This is a genomic window from Rothia sp. HMSC058E10, assembly GCF_001809415.1.
In the GTDB taxonomy this organism is placed as follows: Bacteria; Actinomycetota; Actinomycetes; order Actinomycetales; family Micrococcaceae; genus Rothia; species Rothia dentocariosa.
In genome coordinates, this window is record NZ_KV797632.1 from 11,840 (window position 1) to 32,488 (window position 20,649).

Consider the following 20,649-nt stretch of genomic DNA (forward strand, 5'->3'; position numbering starts at 1 on the left):
CTGCGTAGCGCTGAGAAACCCCGATAAACTTAAAGCCATGACGGCTACACTCATCCTGGGGGCGCCCGGTACGGGCAAGACTGAGCGCGTGATTACGGCGGCGGTAGATTTTCTGAACGCCGGGGGCGATCCCGCGCGGCTTTTGGTGCTGACCCCTACCCGCGCTGGTGCTACTCGTGTGCGCGATGAGCTGGCACGGCGTATCGACCGCAGCATGTCTACCGCGCCCACTCGCGCGTGGGCTGCGTATGCCTTCGATCTGCTGCGTCGCGCGCATGTGTCGGGACTTTTGCCCGGAGTGGAGTTCTCTCCGAAGCTGCTTTCCGGGCCCGAGCAGGATGTGATGATCGGCGAAATCCTGGCGGGGCACCGCGAAGGCAAGGGCGCGGCGGTGCGTTGGCCCGCCGATTTGCATGAGGCTCTAGGTACTCGCGGTTTCCGCCAGGAGATTCGTGACTTTTTTGACCGTATTGCCGAATATGCGCTGACCGCCGAAGAACTTGAAAACCTGGCGCAAACCCTGGACCGCCCGGCCTGGCATTCGGTGGCGCAGCTCTATACCGAGTACCAGCAGATTCGTCGTCTGCGTGCCCCAAACGCTTACGATCCCGCCGCGTTAATCCATGAAGCGTGCGCCTTCCTGCTGGCAAACCCCGAATATTTGCGGGAAGAACGCGCGCGCTTCGACCTGATCCTGATTGACGATGCGCAGGAACTGAGCCCCTCCGTGTATCGGCTGATGCGCATCCTAGTAGGGCGCGAGCCGGGGCAGGTTCTTGCCACATACACGGGTGATCAGCGTGATGCGGTGGAGGCTGCATTTACGCCGTCCGCACGGGTACTAATAACCTGCTGCACTGAAACCGTGGTGCAGGGGTTCCGCGGTGCGCGCCCCGATCTAGCGGCGACTTTACCCCAGATTTTCCCGGAATTGCAGCGAGAAGAACTGAAGACTTCGTACTGCATGAATGCGCCCATCACCCTGGCCTGGAGAAATATCGCGCGTCGGCTCCCCGTTATTGCGAATGCACCTACGCCGCGTGAACCGCAGACCGCACCGAGTAAATATGAGGAATCTGCGCTCCTGCGCCTCAGCGATGATGGTGACCTGCTTGACCCGCGGCACTCTGATGAACTTCCCGAGGGAGTTTTCGGGTACCTTCTGGGTTCACCTCAGGACGAGGCGAACCAGGTAGCACAACTCCTTCTTGAGGACTATCTGTACCGGGGAGCGGCGTATGCGCGTTCGGCGATTATCGTGCGAAGCGGCACCGAAGTTGCGCGGTTCCGGCGTGTCTTGGCGGCATCCGGCATCCCCACCGTGACGGGTACAGCGCTGGTTCCGGTGCGTGATGAACCCGCTGTACGCCCTTTCCTGGATGCGCTTTCTCTGCTGGTTTATGCCCGTCAGCAAAGCGCCGACTACCTGAAACTGCCGGATCATAACGATTTTGACGGGAGCCTCACGGAGAATATAACCCCCGAAGCTGTCACGGAGGCGGGCACACGTTCTGCCGATGACGAGGCCGAAAAACTTGCACGGCAAAGCCTAGCCGATGTTCTCGCCGAAGAAAATCGCACAAATCCCGGCAGCGGCGCTCACAATGCGATTACCTTGCTGACTTCGCGGCTTGGGGGCGCATCCAGCATGGAAGTGCGCCGTCTACGTCAGCAGCTTCGCGCCGCAGAACTGCGAGCGGGCGGGCACCGTTGTAGCGACGATCTTCTGCTGGGCGCCCTCTTGAACCCGCAGGCACTTCCGGCGCAAGGTATCGGCGCGGCGGTACGCCGCGTGGCACGTGTACTTGCCGCCGGGCATAAGGCTCTCACCGAACGCGGCGCCAACGCCGAAACCGTACTTTGGGCGCTGTGGCAGGCAAGCGGACTCGAAAAAATTTGGGTGACCGAAAGCGCGCAGACCGGGCCGGAAGCCGAGCGGGCGCATCGAAATCTTGACGCCATGATAGGGCTTTTTGAAGCGGCTACTCGTTTCGTCGACCAGATGCCCGGTTCCTCCGCTGAGCTGTTCCTCGACTATATCGATGCCCAAGACCTTCCCATGGATACTCTCGCGGCGCGCGGCAAACGCTACGATGCGGTTGAAATCCTCACCCCGGCACTCGCAGCGGGCAGGCACTGGCAGACCGTCTACGTCTGTGGGCTACAGGATGGATCCTGGCCGAATACGACGGTGCGCGGCTCGCTCCTCAAAGCTGGTGAGCTGACCGACATCTGCGATATGGGTATTGCCGCAGCTCAGCAGGTGCGCATGAGCGACCGTGTGCGGGCGGTGCGGCACGACGAATTACGCATGTTCTCCACGGCAATATCGCGGGCGAACGAAAGGCTCGTTGTCACCGCCGTGAGCTCAACGGAAGACGCACCCAGCGAATTTTTCGATATTCTCGTGCCGGATGCGCGCACCGCCGACATCACCCACGTGCGCCGCCCCATGACCCTGCGCGCCCTTGTCGCGGAACTAAGGCGGTATGCGCAGGCTCAAGATACAGACCCCACCTTGGCAAATGCTGCGGCAGCACAGCTCAACAGGCTGGCGCAGGCGGGGACACCCGGGGCAGCCCCGGAACAGTGGTGGGGACTTTTGCCTCTCTCCACCGAGCAGAATGCGTTTATATCGCATCCGTATCGCGACGGCTTGTCGACTGACTCTGGTGACCCCGAAAAACTCACAGTTCCGGTATCGCCCTCGCGTATCGAGACGATTCATAAATCGCCCCTGGACTGGTTCGTATCGGCGGCTCGTGCCGAGGCGCAGACCGACACCTCGCGCTCGCTGGGAACGCTCATTCACGCGATCGCAGAAGAGTACCCGGATGCCGACTATATGACCCTGCGCGGTCAGCTTGAGGAACGCCTGAGCACGCTCGCGCTGCCTGATACTTGGGAGGGGCAGCAGATACGTGAACGTGCAGAGAAAATGGTGGATAAACTCGCGGTGTATATCAACGAGATTATGCCGGGTGATCACCGCGAACTCGTGGGTGTTGAGGGAGCTTTCCGGGTTTTGGTTCCCGGCGATGCCGTGAACGCCCAGATTTCTGGACGAGTTGATAGGCTGGAGAAAACCGAGGACGGTCGATACGTCATCGTCGATTTAAAAACGGGTAAAACCAAACCCAATAAAAACCAGATCGCCGAACACGCCCAGCTTGCTGCCTATCAGGTAGCGGTAGAGGCGGGCGCCGGGGATGCCATGAGCCGTGATTTCGGCGTTGAGCCTGACGGTCTTGATATTCCTGCCGGGTTTGAGCACCGTGAGGCGGCGCCCCAGCGTTTCGAGGTTTTCACGCGCAAATCCGGGGGAGCCGCGCTCGTGCAGCTGGGTGATGGCACCGCAGCGTCTTCCCGGAATCGTCCCCAAGAGCAGGATGCGCTCGACCCGGAAACCGGTATCTGGGCGGTTCAGCTGGTTCAGCGTGCGGCGGAGCTAATCGCCGGTGCTGTTATGCAGACGCGGCATCGGCCCGGGGAAACCTGCCGCCTACCCGAAATTTGCCCTCTATGCCCGCAGGGACGCCAGATCACTCAGGATTAGCTCGGCAACGGGGATTTTGCTTGCTGGTGTGCCGAGCAGACAACCCCGGCAGGAACGACAGGCTCCCACAGGACACTAGTTAGTGGTGCCTAGAGGGTGACGTGCGGCCTCTATTCTGAACTGCGTCGGTGGTAAACTGCATCCTGTGGCTGTATCACATCTGATACAGCTGACACTATCACCCCGTCAGGAATGGATACGTACCGTATGACTACCTCTGAACCGGCTCAGCCGCACAAGCATGACGGCGACCGTGGCGTGTTTGGGGGAGCAACACACCAACCTGCCCGACTTAGCGCCCGCGAGATTGCGCACGCGCTAGGGCTGAACCCGCCCACCGATGAACAGGTTCGCATCATTGAGTCGCCGCTTGAACCGCGGCTGGTGATCGCTGGTGCGGGCTCGGGAAAAACCGCGACGATGGTTGATCGTGTGGTGTGGCTTGTGGCCAATAAATTCGTGCGCGCCGATGAAGTTTTGGGCGTTACCTTTACCCGCAAGGCCGCAGGAGAGCTGCGCGATCGCATGCGCACCCGCCTAAATATTCTGCGCGAACGTAACCTGATTGAGCTGAGCGAAGAAGAACTTCTTGCAGGCTCTTCCGAGCCCACCGTCTCTACGTACCACTCATACGCGAATAATCTCGTCAAAGAATACGGTCTGCGCCTGGGTGTTGAGCAGGATGCACAAATGCTTGGCGATGCTCAAGCCTGGCAGCTCGCCGCGCAGATCGTGCAGTACTGGGACGGTGACTTGCCCGCCGCCAGCTCAACCTCGGGAGTTGCCTCAAAAAGTACGATCGTGCAGAGCCTTTTGCAGCTGTCGGGGGAGTGCGCCGAACATCTGGTAAGCCCGCAGCAGGTTATCGAATTTTGTTCCGCACACCTGGCGGCGTACGAATCACTCAGTTCGCCCGGTCCCAGTGCCAACGCAAAAAAGGTCATAGAGAGGCTGAAAGCCAAAATTATTTTGGCGCAGCTTGTGCAGCGGTATGCGCGAGTGAAAGCGCGTATGCAGGTGCTCGATTACGGCGACTTGATAGCGTTGGCAGCGCGGATCGCCCGCGAGGTGCCAGCCGCCGCACAGCTGGAGCGGGAACGCTATAAGGTTGTGCTTCTTGACGAATTTCAGGATACATCGCACGCCCAGCTGCGGCTCTTTGCCGATTTATACGGAGCTCGCGACGGGCATGATGGGTGTCCCGGTCAGCCTGAGCATCCGGTCATGGCGGTGGGGGACCCGAAACAGTCTATTTACGGGTTCCGCGGTGCTTCCGACGGTCAGCTGTTTAGTTTTTATCAATACTTCCCAACACGCGATGAAACGCCTCTTTATTTGACAGTTGCGTGGCGTAATGACGTCGCTATTTTGGATGCCGCTAACCTGATCGCCGCTAAACTCAAGAATATTCCCGATTGGGTGCGTGCCCCTGCTCCGCCTCACGTGCCCGATCTGCGGCCTCGCTCGGTGATCCTCAACCCCGATGAACCCGGTTACCGCGCTATGCTCGGCTCAGTGCAGTTGGCACGCTACGGGTCTGAGACCGAGGAAGCACAGGGCATTGCCGAACGTATCGTGCAGGAACGCACCCGCTACGCCGATAATCCGGCGCAGATGCCCACGATGGCGGTGCTCACCCGTACCCGGGCGCAGATGGAACCCATTCGCCAGGCCTGCGAGAGCCTGGGTGTTCCCGTGCAGGTGGTTGGTTTGGGTGGGCTTCTGGAACGCCCCGAAATTATTGATATGGTCTCGATGCTGCGGGTTTTAGCAGACCCGAACCGTTCAGATGCCTTGATGCGTCTGCTCGCTGGCGCACGTTGGCGGTTGGGCACAGCGGATCTGCTTGCGCTGGGAGATTGGTCGAATTACCTGACGACCACGCGCGAGAAAAATATGGGACGAACCTTTGGCGAGCAGCCCTCTGAGGAGACGAGCGGAGATGTACCTTCGAGCCCTCAAACTGATACCGATGCCAATCTGCGTGCCGCCCACGAAGAATTTGAGCGAGTCCGTAAAAACGCTGTAGAAGACCTCGCCGAATACGGTTCGCTTATTGAAGCGATCGAGCATCTTCCCACAGCGGATGAGGCCGGTAACCCCATTTACCCTGCGGATTACCCAGAATCCCGGCGCCGTCTGAGCGTTGAAGGTTTGCGCCGTCTGCACGCTTTCACCGCCGAGGTTGAGTATCTGCGCCAGTTTACTACCGAGGATATCGGCACCCTGCTCTATGAGATTGAGCGTGTGATGCTCCTGGATATCGAGCTTGCCGCCCGCCCCGGCGGGGACGCCTACGGCTCTCGCGCGCATCTGGATGCTTTTCATGAGGTCGCCGCAAGTTACGCTGCAAGTTCACCGCGCATCAACGCGATGCTCTATGCTGGCGCAGACGGAACCGAGGTTGATGAGGACGCCCCCACCGCCCGGCGGTTTGTGCTCTCCGCCAACGGTATTAGCTATCTGCTGGGTTTTCTCTCCTGGCTGGAACAGGCCCAAAACCACGAGCGGGGGCTAACTCCCGCCGAAGAGGAACCTCGGCGCGATGCGGTGCAAATCCTTACGATGCACGCGTCGAAAGGTCTGGAATGGGATCACGTGTATCTGCCGCGCATGTGCGATAAATACCCCACTCGCCCACACACCTGGCACCGCCTGGAACCTGGAAGCCTGCCCTGGCCTCTACGAGGTGACCGCGACTATCTGCCGTCCGCTTTGGAACGGGCTGAAGAGGTGAGCGCCCTAGAGAACTATAAAGAGCTCAATGCGCGTCTTGAAGACGGCGAAGATATGGCGAATGACTATGTGGGCTTTGAGGGACGGAGGCTGGTTTATGTGGCGATGACCCGCGCCCGCTCGCTGCTGCACATCAGTAATTGCCGATGGGTGGGCCCGAACGTAAACCCCTATCAGCCCGAGCCCTATTGGAACGAGCTGGTGCAATTCGCGCAGGGCGATGCTGAGGAACCTTACGAAGGTATTCAGGTGGCACCCTGGCTGTATCCGAGCTATCTGGGCACCGGTTTTTACACCTCTGGGTGGGCGATTGAGCATCGTGACGCCAGCATTGAGGTACTTTTTGGGCGCTGCTTGTGGCTTGAGAACTATAGTATTCCCCAGGGTATCCGTCTGGAAAATGATACGTCTGTACCGGTTATTCCCGCTCCTGATGACCCCGAAGATACGGCGGCTTCTCAGTGCTATACAAGCGAGGTCTATGAGCAGATCGCGCGTGCGCTTGTGCATGACGACGGAAACCCGATCACAAATGCCGAGGTACTGAATCTGCCTGAGGTGCACCGGGTGAAGCAGGCGCTGATGGGCGGCGTGCAGGAGCCCGGCCTGCCCGATCCGCAGGAGTCCAAAGGGGCATACGATGAAAATCTGGAACAGCTCAAAAAGCGTTACGGGCTGGATGTAGTCGAGAATTTCCACTACGCCCGCGAACCTTTAGCGCAGCTTGCGGAAGGGAAACGTGGCCCTGAGCAGCCGGGGGTTCGACCGCAGATTGTGCACCGTTTCTTGGAACCGGCGGCGTGGGTGAAAGATAACCCGCAGCAGGGCTCCGTGCTGACCGCCGACTGGCCCTTTGACCCCTTTGACGGCGCTCAGGTGATCCGCTGGGCATCCGAGAAAGACCTCGCCGAACGCACCGAGAATCGTGACATTATTGCGGTACCCGGTCAGCGGCGTGCACGGGTGGAGCGTGCCGCTCTCAATGTGGCGCGCGGATCGTTAAGCCTTGACGAGCTCGATAAACTTACTAGCCCCACCGAAGCGGAAGCTCAGCAGATTCAGGATTGGGAGCATGAGGTCGATCTGCTTCTTGCCTTGGCACAGCGCGCCGTTACCCCAGCGGTTCCCGCGAAACCCGAGCATATGTCGGCATCCACCCTCATTGCTTTGTCGGAGGATAAAGAGACGGTTCTGAGTCGCCTGGTGCGCCCGGTACCGATGCAGCCATCTGCGGCGGCGCGGCAGGGTACACTTTTCCACGCCTGGGTTGAGGAGTACTTCGGGGACGAACCTATGCTCGATATACAGGACGAACTTTATAGCGATGATGATCTTGACGGCAGTTTCGACCTTGATAAACTGCGCGCGACATTTCTTGAGAGTGAATGGGCTTCCCGCACCATATGGCGCGCCGAATACCCGGTCGAAACTCACGTAGCGGGCGTGAACATCCGCGGGCGTATTGATGCGGTCTTCCGCCGCACCGAACAGGTCACTAACGCCGACGGCACCCTCCAGGAGCAGGAACACTGGGATCTTGTGGACTGGAAAACCGGGCGTAAACCCTCCGCACACGCGATGCGGCATAAGCGCATCCAGCTGGCGCTGTACCGGCTCCCCTTCGCCAAAATACAGGGGATAGACCCTGAACGCGTACACGCGGCATTCTACTATGTTGGCTCCGACCAGACCGTGTGGGATACCGATATCGCCGGCGGCTTGCAGAATGAACAGCAGCTTGAACGCATTATCTCCCGCGCCGGATGGGGCGAAGAACTTCCGGGGCGGCCGCGGTAGCCTGGCCCATGCATCATAGTAGAGGTAGATAGCGCAACCGGAATATATCCTTTAGTCGCAACAGAATAAAGGCTGAGACGCCACCTTGAGGGGGTGGCGTCTCAGCCTTTAAATCTATCGTTTTCTACTCTAGTCTTCGTCGTCAATAACCTGTGGAATATCTTCTTCCTCTTCTTGCCCGAGCAGCCCACCGGTCGCGCGCAGACCATCCTGCACATCCAAAAGCATGGCGACGGCATGCTGCACAATATCGTCATCGCCGATCTCAGCACCGTGCGCCAACCACTGAGCAATCGCAAATTCCGCATAGAAATGCGCCCGCTGAATCAAATGCTCATCCGGTTCGGGGCGCATCTGCCGCTGGTAAGCATCCAATACGCTGTCGGTAAAGCCCTGATCGGAACAAGAGAACAGCCACGCAAAATCTTGGGCAGGATCTCCCACCTGAACATCAGACCAACCGGTCACCTCAACAATCTTCGCGCCGTCAAGAACCAGGTTATCGGAGTTCATGTCACCATGAATCACGTGAGCCTGGAACTGCCACGTGGGACCGGGGGAGAGCACCGAACGCCAATGTGCCAACAGATCCGCAGGAATCTTGCCGGTTTGCGCCACACGCTCAAGCTCAACACTGCGGCGGCGGCGAATCTCCTCAGAATTATACGAGGGCAGACCCGCCTCAAACACCAGATCGTGCGGCATCGTGTGTAGAGTCGCCAAAATTTTACCGAGAGAAACGGCCAGGTTATCTTGACCATCTGCCATATGCCCATTCTGCGCCGCAAGGTCATCAACCTCATAAGAGGTACCGGGAATATGCGTGTAAATGAAAACGCTGCCGTCCTGATAAGGCACAGTACCCACCACAGTCGGCACCTGGAAAGGCAGGCGAGCACGCAGACCGGGGGTAAAAGACTGAAGAATAAGGTGCTCCGCCTCAAGCCGCATGCTGGCATCGGGGCGACGAGGAGCACGTACACGCCAGCGACGATTGGTCGAATCCACAATAATAGCTGAGTCAAAATCGGCGGTGTCGTCAAGAACGGCGGATGCGCCCACAGGGTAAATTCCCGGCACACCCGCTGACACAATGGCGGCAAGCTGAAGAGGCGTTAAAGTCACCCTCTTAGGGTATCAAATGAGTCCTCATGAGGTTCGGCACGTTCGCCCCTCGCACACATTTTCGCGTGCGATCCCTTGAAAACTCGGGTCACGCAGCAATAAACACGGAATAAAGATACTCCCGTCTTGGGCATGCTTATACTAACCGCCGCAGACAGACCCCACCTAAGGTAAAGGTACAATAGTAACCAGCGTGTGAACACCCGCAGAGCACCAGGAGAGGGGCGTTATGCCAGCACAGGGCGCCGGAGCATCCAAACAGCAAGCTCTCTTCGGCATACCCGCCCAAAAATCGTCCCCGGCTCACACCCGGACCCCACAGGCACCGGCACGACCGGTCCCTTCACCAGCCGCTCCGCAACAAAATCACGCTGCGCCCCAGCTTTCCCCCGAAGACATCCTCGCGGGTCTCGACGAAGACCAACGCCGGGTCGCCTCCGAACTCAACGGCGCGATGCGCGTACTCGCAGGCGCCGGAACCGGCAAAACCCGCGCTATCACCCACCGCATCGCCTACGGAATCGCCTGCGGAAAATACGTTCCCCAACGCGTTATGGCTCTCACCTTCACCACCCGCGCGGCAGAAGAAATGCGCCTTCGACTGCGATCCCTCGGTGCCGTAGGAGTCCAAACCCGAACCTTTCACTCCGCAGCGCTGCGCCAACTCAGGTATTTTTGGCCCAGCGCTATCGGCGGTTCATTCCCCGATATCGTCAAACATAAAGCCGGTTTAATCACCGAAGCTGCCCAGCGCCTGCGCATGAGCGTCGACCGGGCACTTGTACGCGACATTGCGGCAGAAATCGAGTGGGCAAAAGTCAGCCTGTTCACCCCCGACACCCTCACGCCGCACCTTCACCAGCGCAACCTGCCCTCCGGAATAACCCCGCAGAACATGGTGCGGCTCTTCCGCGCCTACGAAGATCTCAAAGACGAAAGGAACCTCATCGACTTTGAGGATGTTCTGCTCCTGACCGTCGGCATCATCGAAGATGACGATGCACTCGCTGCCACCATCCGTGAACAGTACCGCCATTTCGTGGTAGACGAATATCAGGATGTCTCGCCCCTCCAACAGCGCCTTCTCGACGCCTGGCTGGGGGAGCGCGACGATTTATGCGTCGTGGGCGATGCCTCGCAGACCATATACTCGTTTACCGGTGCAACCAGTCGGCACCTCCTGGAATTTCCGCGACGGTACCGGGGCTCACACACGGTACGGCTCACCCGAGACTACCGCTCGCACAGCCAAGTGGTCGAACTGGCAAACCGACTCCTAGCGGCACGGCGACCGCGCCCGGACTCCACCGAATTCTCCTGGGCACCTCCGCTCAAACTCATTTCCCAGCGCGGACCGGGAGTCGAAAGCCAATGGTTCGGATATACGGATGACGAACGTGAAGCCGAAGGCATTGCCGAACAAATCCAGGATCTCCTCGAAAAAGATGGCGTTCCGGCATCAGAAATCGCGGTGCTTTTCCGCACTAACGGGCAGTCCGGGCTTCTGGAGGCGGCGCTCGCCGATCGCGGTATTCCGTATCAGTTACGCGGAGCTGAGCAATTCTTCGATCGTCCCGAGATTAAGCAAGCGATGCTTGCCCTGCGAGCGTCGGCAAAATCAACCGACGGTTCCGAGAACGTGCCACGTTATGTGCGTGAAGTGCTGGAACCTTTGGGATACACCGAAAAAGCGCCCCAGTCCGCTGGCGCTGTACGCCAAAAATGGGAGTCTCTTGCCGCAATTGTCTCGATGGTTGATCATCTGGAAGATACCCGCATCGAAGACATCGCTCAAGCGGAGGCCGCAGGGGCTCCGGTTCCGCATCGGCTTACCGTACACGATGTCGTTGCAACGCTTGCGCACCGTCTTGCCACCCAGGATGCTCCCGTTATGGAAGGCGTCACGCTAGCCTCTTTGCACTCTGCAAAGGGCTTGGAATGGGATGCGGTCTTCCTCTGCGGTTTAAACGAGGGACTTATGCCCATTACCTTCGCTCAAACCTCCGACGCGATCGATGAAGAACGCCGCCTGCTTTATGTGGGGATTACACGTGCCCGCAAATACCTGTGGTTCACATGGTCGGATTCACGGACCGCCGGTGGGCGGGGAAAACGCCGCCGTTCCCGCTTCCTGGATGATATTGACCCGTCCCGTCAATCCGCCCGACACAGCTAAATAATACCTGCGCACTCGCGGAGAATTACGATCATAAGACACCGTACCTAACGCTCAGATAGGGCAACATATGATGGCACGACAGAAAGTCCGACAGCACCACGAAGTTATTCCGGCGACCGCATCCACCCCGGAAATCCTGGTGGTGCGTTCGTCTCGCCGCCGCAGAACCGTCAGTGCCCAGCCGCAGGAAGATGGAAGTATTCGCCTGTTGGTTCCCGGGGCGAGTACGGATGCGCAAATTCGCGAATATCTGGAAAGCCTGATTCCCCGCGTGCAACGGAAACAGCGGGAGACTTCTCGGCGGCGCCGCATTTTTGCGTCTGATGATTACTTGACGGAGCGTGCTCGTGCTCTGGCTGCAAGGTATCTGTCCGAGCTCGTGCCCGAGAAATTTCCCAATTCTATCCGTTGGGTCTCGAACCAGCGTAAACGGTGGGGATCCGCCACACCGACTCAGGGCACCATCCGTATTTCCGATGATCTTCAGGGAGCCCCCGAATACGTGGTTGACTCCGTGGTCTACCACGAACTTTGTCACTTCGTGGAACTTCACCATAACGCCCGTTTTCGCACTCTAGAAGCCCGGTTCCCTGACCTTGATAAGGCACGGGCATTCTTGGCGGGTATGGAATTTATACGCGCGCAAGCCACCAACTAAGAACCGCGATGATCCACAACAAATGTGGGTCCCGAAGGCAGAAAACCTTCGGAACCCACAGAGCATTTCATCGGCTGGTATCACGCATGAGATGCGGTGCGTATCCCCCAATCGCCCACAGCGTCTAATGCATGATTACGAAGCGTGGTGCGTGTTATGTATTAGGTTCGTCGCCGGTGGAAGATTCACCGCCGTCGGACTCGCCTTCATCAAAACCACCGTCCAGAAGTTTCTGCAGCTCGGTGTCAAAGTCAATATCCTCAACCTTGAACTCATTTTGGCGTGCTTCATAGGCATCGGGGTCTTCAAGCTCAGCGGCGGTCGGCAGAGTCTCCGGCGCTGCCCACAGTTCATCGCGGGCCTCATATCCGTGCTTCTCCTCATAGGTGCGCCAAAAATTCTGTGCCTCACGCACCAAGCGAGGGCGAATCTCTAAGCCGACCAGAGTCTCGAACACGCGCTCGGTCGGGCCGCCTTCGATACGGCGACGTACCAGAGTTTCCGCCAGCTGCGGGGCTGTAGGCAGGTTTTGGGTTGCCTGCTCAGCTACCAACGATACCCAGCCCTCTACTAGGGCAAGAATAGCTTCCAGACGCTCAACTGCAAGTTCTTGGTCTTCGGTGCGCTGCGGGTTGAACAAGCCGCCGTCGAAGGCATCCTGTACGGCCTCGGGGTTGCTCAAATCTACCTGGGATGCGGCATCCTGAATACGATTCATATCCACACGGATACCGCGAGCATAACGGCTTACCAGCTCCAAAATATCTTCACGCAGCCACGGGTTTGTGCGGTGCAGACGAATCAGCGCTGCCTCACGCACCGCCAGGTACAGCAGAATTTCCTGCGCGGGCACTTCAATATCTTCAGCAAGCTGAGTGTAACCGGCGGGCAAGAGTGCACTGCGCCCTGGCGCGAGGGGGAATCCAATATCGGTAGAAGAATATACCTCACCGGCAAGCTCGGTCAGTGCCTGCGCCATCTGAGCCCCAAAAATCATGGAACCAATATTGTTCAAGAATCCGGTGCCGCCCAAAAGTTGAGCCAGCTCTTCGGGAACATCTTCGGTGGAGGGGAGCACCATCGCCTGAGTTACCTCAGCCGCTACGGGCTGTACCATATCACGCCAAGATTCGAAGGAAGAATCGAGCCATTCAGCCTTGGACCAGGCCTCAACAGGAATATTGTGACGCTCAAAAATGGTGACGCTGTCTAACCACAGATCGGCGAGGTTAGAGGCATCGCGTGTTGCCGCCCTCAAAGACTCGGTGATGGCAGGATCCTCCCCGGTGGTCGCTAAGAGCTGACGAGCCTGGTCTTTCACACCCTGCCAGTTAATCCCGTTTTCACTAGCCCCAGCAGTAAACATTGACTGTACCTGCGCAAAAATACCCTGGAGCATAGAGGGGTCAAAAGACATACCCATAGCGTTCATATCTTCAGGGTTTATATTTCCGTTCAGAAAAGCAAACGGGTTATCCGCTGTGCCGTTGCCGTTCTGCTCGGCGTTAGGATCAAAACCCTGTTCCTGCATCTTTTTCAGGAACTCCTCAAGGGGATCGCGGTCATTTGAATTATCGTTGGTGGGGTTCTCAGCCATGTCACATACCTTTCAGTATTGAGGGCGGGCACAGTCTGCCCCTACCCGTCTAGTAAAGGGTACCTGGTAAACCTGTGAGTTTGCCGTGATTTCGCGGTATTCGCTCTAGGCACAGCCCATCTTATGACCTTGGCGGCGTACAATGCTGACGCCGCGGTGTACCCCGGCTCATCATGTGGTGTTCCCAACAAAAATATCGGGTACTCTAAGAAGCATGGCTAAGCGTGCATTTTTCTTGAGAAAATCCCATCAGCAGAGCGATGAATCTCTTCCACTATTAGAACGACGTCCCCTGAATCTGCGCTTTCTAACTGCTTCCGCAACCTGTTTGCTGATGCTCGGTGCTTTTGTGCTGCCCAGCTCATATAGCAAAGAAGGGCCCGGACCTCTCTTCGATATTCTCGGGCAGTACCAGGATCAAGATATTATCCAGATCAACGGCACGCAAACCTATCCCACCACCGGGAAATTGAATATGACCACGGTATCTGTCTCCGGCGGACCCTACACCATTCTCCCCGGAGCGGATGCGTTCTACAGTTGGCTGGCTGCGGACGGCAACCGTTACCTTGTGGTTCCCTCCGAAATTACTTATCCGCACGTTACCCACCAGCAAGCTAACCAGGTCAGCAGCGCACAAATGGCGGATTCTCAAACCCAGGCGAAAGTTGCTGCGGCGCGTTACCTTAAACTGCCGGTGACCGAGAGGATCAGCGTTCTCCAAACCGCCTCCGGCTCACCCGCTGAGGGGCAGGTGCAGGGTGGGGACCGCATCCTCAAAGTGGGGGATAAACAGATCAATACTCTCAAAGATGTCACCGAAACTGTGCAAGCTTCAGAAGGACGTCCCGTCACCTTCGAAATCAGCCGGAATGGCGATAACAAGAACGTTACTCTCACGCCGCGGCGTGACGATAAATCGGGGCGCTGGCTTGTTGGAATTGTGCTTAAACAGGACTTTGATCTTCCCTTTGAGGCAACCTACAACCTTGACGGTGTTGGCGGCCCCAGCGCGGGTCTCATGCTCACTCTCGGTACCATCGATAAGCTCACCGAGCAAAGCCTGCTTGCCCCCGAAGGCGCAGGAAACGAAGATTCAGCCCGAAGCTATGTAGCCGGTACCGGAACCATAGATGCCAGCGGTAAAGTCGGTGCCATCGGCGGCATTAAATATAAGATTATCGCTTCCGGACGCCACGGTGCCCACTACTTTTTGGCACCGCGCGAAAACTGTGACGATCTTCAAGAAATCCGCAGAACCGACCCCAATGTTTTCAAATACTATCGTGGGGAAACACCGGCAGGTGATATGCAGGTAATCCCGGTCGATAACGTTGATGAGGCCGTGGATGCCCTCACCAAGATTAAGAACGGAGCCGCCCCCGATCAGTTCCCCACCTGCGGGTAAAAGGTTTTCGGCAATCTAGGCGTGCACATCAGGTTATAGGCAAACATACGGTATTTCTCCGCGTGTTTGCCTACGCTCCTGTCTGTGTCAGAGCGCCACATTTGAGATAATGTTTATTAACTATGTTCCAGCCACCAACGAAGTGAGGAATCCGTGACGGCATCTGATAACGAACATCAACCTCCTCAGCCTCCCCGTCGCGCGGGAGCAGACCAGAAAAAGAAAAAGCGGCGCTATCCGGGTCCTTTGGGTATTACCATCGCGGTTGTCATAGTCTTGATTATGGCGTTTGTATATGCCACACAGGTGTATACGGATTGGCTATGGTTCAATCAGCTTGGTTTTGGCAGTGTCTTCACCACCGAAATCTTGCTTCAGAGCTCTATCTTTGTGGTAACCGCACTCGTTGTAGCGGTGCCGTTCTGGGCTTCGATGTCTTATGCCATCAAACATGCTGACCACGATGATTCTCAGGCGAAGAAAGACGCCAAAAACGCGGATAAATCCGAGGAGCAGGCGCATCACGAGACCTCTAAATCCGGTCCACATGAGCGCCATACGACCGAGCATGAGCATACGGAAGCCGAAGACCTTCTGCGTGACATGTTTGGCGGGCGTGATTTCACCGATAGTATGGCGCGGTACCGTCGGGGTATGGAGCGCATCCGCAAGATTCTCTTGGTGATTCTTCCAATTGCTTTAGGGTTCTTTATTGGGAGTGCCGGAATTAGCCAGTGGCAAACCGTGGCGCTTTTCTTGAACCGCCAGGACTTCGGCGTTCAAGACCCCGAATTTGGGTTGGATGTTGGATTCTTCGTTTTCACTCTTCCGTTCCTCAATCTGGTGGTTAATCTTTTGACCGCTGTTATCGTGCTCTGCGCTATTGGCGGTGCTATTATGCACTACTTCTACGGTGGTATTAAGGTTCGCCCAGGCGGTGTAGGAACTTCCGCCGCGTTCCGCCGTCATGCTGCGGTTTTGGCATGCGCCTTCCTTCTGGTGCGCGGTGCTGCGTTCTGGCTGGAACGGTACACCGCAGTTCAGCAGCAGTCGGGGCGCTGGGCCGGTGCTATGTACACCGATACGAACGCTATTATTCCCGTACGTTCTATTTTGGCGATTTCCGCAGTTCTGGTGGCTGTGTTGTTCTTGGCTACGGCTTCCGCGCATCGTTGGCGTTTGCCTCTAGTGGGAACCGCGATGCTGGTGGTTGTAGCTCTCGTCGCTGGCGGGCTGTACCCCTGGATCGTACAGCGTTTCCAGGTTGTGCCGAATGAACAGGCTGCACAGTCGCAGTTTATCCAACGCAATATCGACGCAACACGGTACGCCTACGGCCTCGATAAGGTAGAGACTACTCCTTATGATGCCACGATCGATACTCGTCAAGGCGCTTTGGGGAACTCTAGTGAGACTATTGCGAACATCCGTCTTTTGGACCCGAACGTGGTAAGCTCAGCATTCGCGCAGATGCAGCAGTTCCGTCCATACTATCGGTTCGACTCGAATCTCTCGGTGGACCGCTATTCCGTAGACAATAAGACTCAGGACACGGTGATTGCCGCCCGTGAGCTGAATCCTTCCCAGACTTCGGATGATTCCTGGTATAACCGCCACGTGGTGTACACCCACGGGTACGGCGTGATTGCAGCTTACGGTAACCAGGTTGACGGTGCGGGTAACCCCAAGTTCATGCAGTCCGGTATCAAGGCGAATGGCGTTATTTCTGAAAACTATGAGCCTCGTATTTACTTCGGTATGAGCTCTCCGCAGTATTCCATTGTGGGCGGCAACGGTGATCAGCTGGAGCTCGACCGTCCGCAGTCCGCCGATGAAACGAATTCTTCGGATGCAAAATACACATTTAACGGCAACGGCGGTCCCCGGTTGGATTCCACGCTGAACCGTCTCTCTTATGCGATTAAGTTCCAGTCATCCGATATTTTGCTTTCGGATGCGGTTCGTGATGGTTCGCAGATCCTGTACGAACGTAACCCGGTAGATCGCGTTCAGAAGGCTGCGCCGTATTTGAAGGTGGATTCCAAAGCGTACCCCGCTATTATCAATAATCGGGTGCAGTGGATTGTGGATGCTTATACGACCACAAACCAGTTCCCATATGCGCAGGGTGTAAGCCAGGAGAATAATCAGAATCCGCGCACGAATTCGATGAACTACATTCGCAACTCGGTGAAAGCCACCGTGGATGCCTACGACGGTTCGGTCACCCTTTATGCATGGGATGAAAATGATCCTATTTTGAAGGCATGGCAGGGCGTATTCCCCGGAACCGTGAAGAGCTATAAAGAGATGAGCGCCGAGCTTCTTAACCATGTGCGCTACCCCTCGGATATGTTTACTATTCAGCGCTCGATGCTGAATAAGTATCATGTGACGAACTCGAACAGCCTCTACGCGGGCGATGACGTCTGGTCGATTCCAAACGACCCTACGAATGATAGCGGTCGCCAGATTCCGCCTTATTACCTCTCGCTCCAGATGCCTGGGGATAGGAAGGCTCATTTCTCGCTGACGTCGACCTTTATTCCTCAGCAGAGTGATTCAAACTCGCGTAACGTGATGTACGGATTCCTCGCTGCAAATGGTGACGCCGGTACCGGCAAGGACGGCGAACGCAGCGCGGATTACGGTAAGCTGCGACTGCTCGAACTGCCGCGTTCATCGGTGGTTCCGGGACCTGGCCAGGCACAGAATATCTTCAACTCTGATGCTGAGGTCTCGAACCAGCTGAACCTCCTGCGGCGCGGGTCCTCCGAGGTCATTAACGGCAATATGCTTACTCTGCCGGTGGCTGGCGGCATTCTGTATGTTCAGCCAGTCTATGTGCAGTCTAGCGGCGATGCACGGTACCCGCGTTTGCAGCGAGTGCTAGTCAGCTTCGGTGACAAGGTCGGGTTTGCCCCCACACTGGAGGAAGCCCTCAACCAGGTCTTCAACGGTTCTTCCGGTGCCAAGATAGATGCTCAGTCGGGACCGTCAGGAGCCGGCACTGAAGGCAATGGGGAGAAGACCTCTGGATCTTCGTCCAGCTCTTCTGGAGCCTCTGGCTCAGACCAGTCCGCTAGCCTGAAACAGCATCTGGCGGATGCTTCCAAGGCCATGCAGGATTCGGATGCCGCTCTCAAGAAGGGCGATTGGGCAGCATATGGTGAGGCTCAGAAGCGTCTGAACGATTCTTTGCAGAAGGCTATTGAAGCCGAAAATAAACAACAGCAGGATCAGAAACAGGGCGGCGATCAGCAGGGAAGTGAGCAGCAGCCGAGCGGTTCATCCTCAGCATCGCAGAGTTCTTCTGGGGAAGCTACCTCTAAATAAGATGTAGTAGTGCTTGCGGTCTGACGGTCATAGCGGGGTGCCATCACATTCGGGTGGCGCCCCGCTTCGTCATCTTAAATTATTGATTCGGGCTGTCTATGAGAGCAATAAGGGGCGTTCAGACATCCAGTTTTGGGTTTTTCTGTGGTGTTTATCTCAGCAGACAGCTTCAAGTTGAGATGTTGCAGAGCGGTATGTATAGTTGTATGAGTCGCCGCGGGGTGGAGCAGTTCGGTAGCTCGCCGGGCTCATAACCCGGAGGTCGCAGGTTCAAATCCTGCCCCCGCAACGGAATACTCCCGAAGTCATAACTATGACTTCGGGAGTTTTTATTTTTGTATTGCTGATTTAATGTGCTGTGCCTAGTTATATCTGTAGCTGCCAGAAGAAACGTGCAAACTAAACAGAATAGGATAATCCTATATCTGGGTTTGTCTAAAACGTAGGCGGATGCTGTTTAAAGGTAAAGCTGATACTCTGCTTTCTTTAATCGCATAAGGTAAACATGCCGAGGTTATTTATTAATAAATGGTTATATATGTCGCGGGTGAATCGCTAAATATTTTGAATCATCGTAGAGTAGCTACTAAGCGATAAATTCCCGCCACTCTCACTCAGGGCTTACTCTGAGGTTCCGCCGTTGGAAACCTGAAATACATAAGCCAGTAGGAGTGTGTACGGGCGAATCGTGTTTCCGTATTTTATCCACCCAGCCACAATTTTTTTGAGGATGTGTTCACCGATGAATACTCGTATCCCTGGTTTGTCTCGTCGTGCCCTTATGAGCGCTTTGGGCGTTTCTGGGTTTGCTGTGCTGTTGTCTGCCTGTGGGGAGGACTCGAAGCCTGCTGGAGTGGCTACTGAGAGTTCGAGTTCTTCCTCTTCTGCGACTGTCGTTGCCTCTGCTTCATCCAGTGATAGCCCATCACCGTCTTCGAATGTGTCTGCGCATTATTCGGGGAACTCGAAAGCTCCGGAGGGGGAGTATCGTCCTGCGGATTTTTATGGTCCTGCGCAGAATGTTCCGAAGCCCAAGGCGGAGGAGGGGTATACGAATGCTTCCTTGGAGGGGATGCGTAAGACGGTGCAGGCGTGGACGGAATGGCGTAACTATGGCATGCAAACTGGAGATTATAGCGAGGCCAGAAAATTCATTAGCAAAGACTTTAAAGACGAACGGGATACTTACGATCTCAATACTGGACTGTATAAAGAGGGCGGGTGGATGATCGGCGGAGATTTAAGAAAATATGAGTTTCACGGTGAACCCATCAACCAGGGTAACGGTAAGTATGAGTGGAAGTTCTTTGTCGCTTGGCCGTATTACGTCTATGTTGACTCGGATGGGAAAACATATAAGAAAATTCGCAATGAAGATTATGAGAATAACTGGTTCATGATGACTCTTCATCATGACGGCAACCGATGGCTCATTGATAATGTTCATTCCCTGGCTATAGAAAAGAAGTAATTCCCTTGAACTCTCTAAAAACCAAAGTATTTTCTGGGTTTCTCTCGGCAACACTTGTGAGTGCATCCCTGTCCCATGTTCCTGCGGCTTTTTCTATAACTTGTAATAATGACACTCGCTCTTTTCAATGTCTAGATCAGACTGGAGGTGACCTTTGGGAACAGGGAAGCTCCCATGTGCCCAAACATGCTAATAATGACGAGCGTGAAACAAGTTCAAGTCAGGCTGGTAACGTTGAGGACGCTGAGGCTTATAGGAGGTGGTATGGGGAGCATCATCATGGTGAGTTTGGGTTTGCGCAAGGTAAGAACGGTGACCAGCGGTCGTTTGGGTTTGATGTCGCTAATGACGGCTCGTACTGTCTTAGTCGTGATGGTCAGGCTGGCACGTTTGAGAAAGCCCCAAAGACCGGGCGTGCTATCCCGGATATGATCAATGAGCTCTATGGAAACAAATGCACCCTGAACGACCCGGAAGCAGCACAGCAAGCCCAAAGCGAGTACGAACGGATTATCACCGAGATGCGCACCCATTTGCTGGAGCTGATCCCGGCACATCCGCACCTGACTTTGGATAGTGCGCATCCACCGCACACGAGCAAGGGTGAGGAAACGAATTTCTACACTACTCTAGAAGGCAGCAGTAATATTTTTGAGGGAGACCTACCTATCGGGCATACCAGGATTCGGGCGGTACCGGTGGCGTACCGGTATGAGTACGGAGACGGATACGACCTAAAAACACATAGTGCTGGTAACCCGGTGTCTTCACAGCATTCCGGACAAT

Annotated in this window: 9 protein-coding genes, 1 tRNA gene and 1 pseudogene; 9 read left to right on the plus strand and 2 right to left on the minus strand. The window is 56.2% G+C overall.

Annotated features, from left to right (window positions below; translation table 11 throughout):
• Positions 1 to 37: 37 nt before the first annotated feature.
• A complete protein-coding gene (locus tag HMPREF2609_RS06410) occupies positions 38 to 3,556 on the plus strand; it encodes a UrvD/REP family ATP-dependent DNA helicase (RefSeq protein WP_070535897.1) in 3,519 nt (1,172 codons plus the stop codon).
• Positions 3,557 to 3,763: 207 nt separating this feature from the next.
• Positions 3,764 to 8,089 carry an ATP-dependent DNA helicase gene (locus HMPREF2609_RS06415; protein WP_246825604.1) on the plus strand — a complete coding sequence of 1,442 codons (4,326 nt, stop codon included), beginning with the start codon at positions 3,764 to 3,766 and terminating at the stop codon, positions 8,087 to 8,089.
• Positions 8,090 to 8,218: 129 nt separating this feature from the next.
• Here HMPREF2609_RS06415 and HMPREF2609_RS06420 read toward each other — a convergent pair whose 3' ends face one another.
• Positions 8,219 to 9,214 (minus strand): macrolide 2'-phosphotransferase, encoded by a 996-nt coding sequence (locus HMPREF2609_RS06420; protein ID WP_070535902.1) that lies wholly within the window; start codon positions 9,212 to 9,214, stop codon positions 8,219 to 8,221.
• Positions 9,215 to 9,443: 229 nt separating this feature from the next.
• Between HMPREF2609_RS06420 and HMPREF2609_RS06425 the strand changes: the two genes are divergently transcribed.
• Together HMPREF2609_RS06425 and HMPREF2609_RS06430 are read left to right on the plus strand one after the other, a co-directional pair.
• Entirely contained in the window at positions 9,444 to 11,390 is a 1,947-nt protein-coding gene (locus tag HMPREF2609_RS06425) for an ATP-dependent helicase (RefSeq protein ID WP_048754204.1), read from the plus strand.
• A gap of 70 nt (positions 11,391 to 11,460) precedes the next feature.
• On the plus strand, positions 11,461 to 12,051 hold the full coding sequence (locus HMPREF2609_RS06430) for a M48 metallopeptidase family protein (protein ID WP_048754205.1): 591 nt from the start codon (positions 11,461 to 11,463) through the stop codon (positions 12,049 to 12,051).
• Positions 12,052 to 12,205: 154 nt separating this feature from the next.
• Here the strand turns inward: HMPREF2609_RS06430 and HMPREF2609_RS06435 are convergent, their stop codons facing one another.
• On the minus strand, positions 12,206 to 13,648 hold the full coding sequence (locus tag HMPREF2609_RS06435) for a zinc-dependent metalloprotease (RefSeq protein ID WP_048752951.1): 1,443 nt from the start codon (positions 13,646 to 13,648) through the stop codon (positions 12,206 to 12,208).
• Between the two features lie 214 nt (positions 13,649 to 13,862).
• On the opposite strand from HMPREF2609_RS06435, the gene HMPREF2609_RS06440 reads away from it, so the two are divergent.
• From HMPREF2609_RS06440 to HMPREF2609_RS11150, 5 genes and pseudogenes are all read left to right on the plus strand, one after another.
• Positions 13,863 to 15,056 (plus strand): YlbL family protein, encoded by a 1,194-nt coding sequence (locus HMPREF2609_RS06440; RefSeq protein WP_048754206.1) that lies wholly within the window; start codon positions 13,863 to 13,865, stop codon positions 15,054 to 15,056.
• A 153-nt stretch (positions 15,057 to 15,209) separates the two neighbouring features.
• Positions 15,210 to 18,392, plus strand: a complete 3,183-nt coding sequence (locus tag HMPREF2609_RS06445; RefSeq protein ID WP_070535905.1) for a UPF0182 family membrane protein — start codon at positions 15,210 to 15,212, stop codon at positions 18,390 to 18,392.
• Between the two features lie 215 nt (positions 18,393 to 18,607).
• A tRNA-Met gene (locus HMPREF2609_RS06450) sits at positions 18,608 to 18,681 on the plus strand.
• Between the two features lie 453 nt (positions 18,682 to 19,134).
• Positions 19,135 to 19,863: a DUF6318 family protein gene (locus tag HMPREF2609_RS06455; RefSeq protein WP_070535908.1), complete on the plus strand. Its 729-nt coding sequence runs from the start codon at positions 19,135 to 19,137 to the stop codon at positions 19,861 to 19,863.
• A 176-nt stretch (positions 19,864 to 20,039) separates the two neighbouring features.
• Positions 20,040 to 20,649: pseudogene (locus tag HMPREF2609_RS11150) on the plus strand (hypothetical protein); the annotation flags it as partial.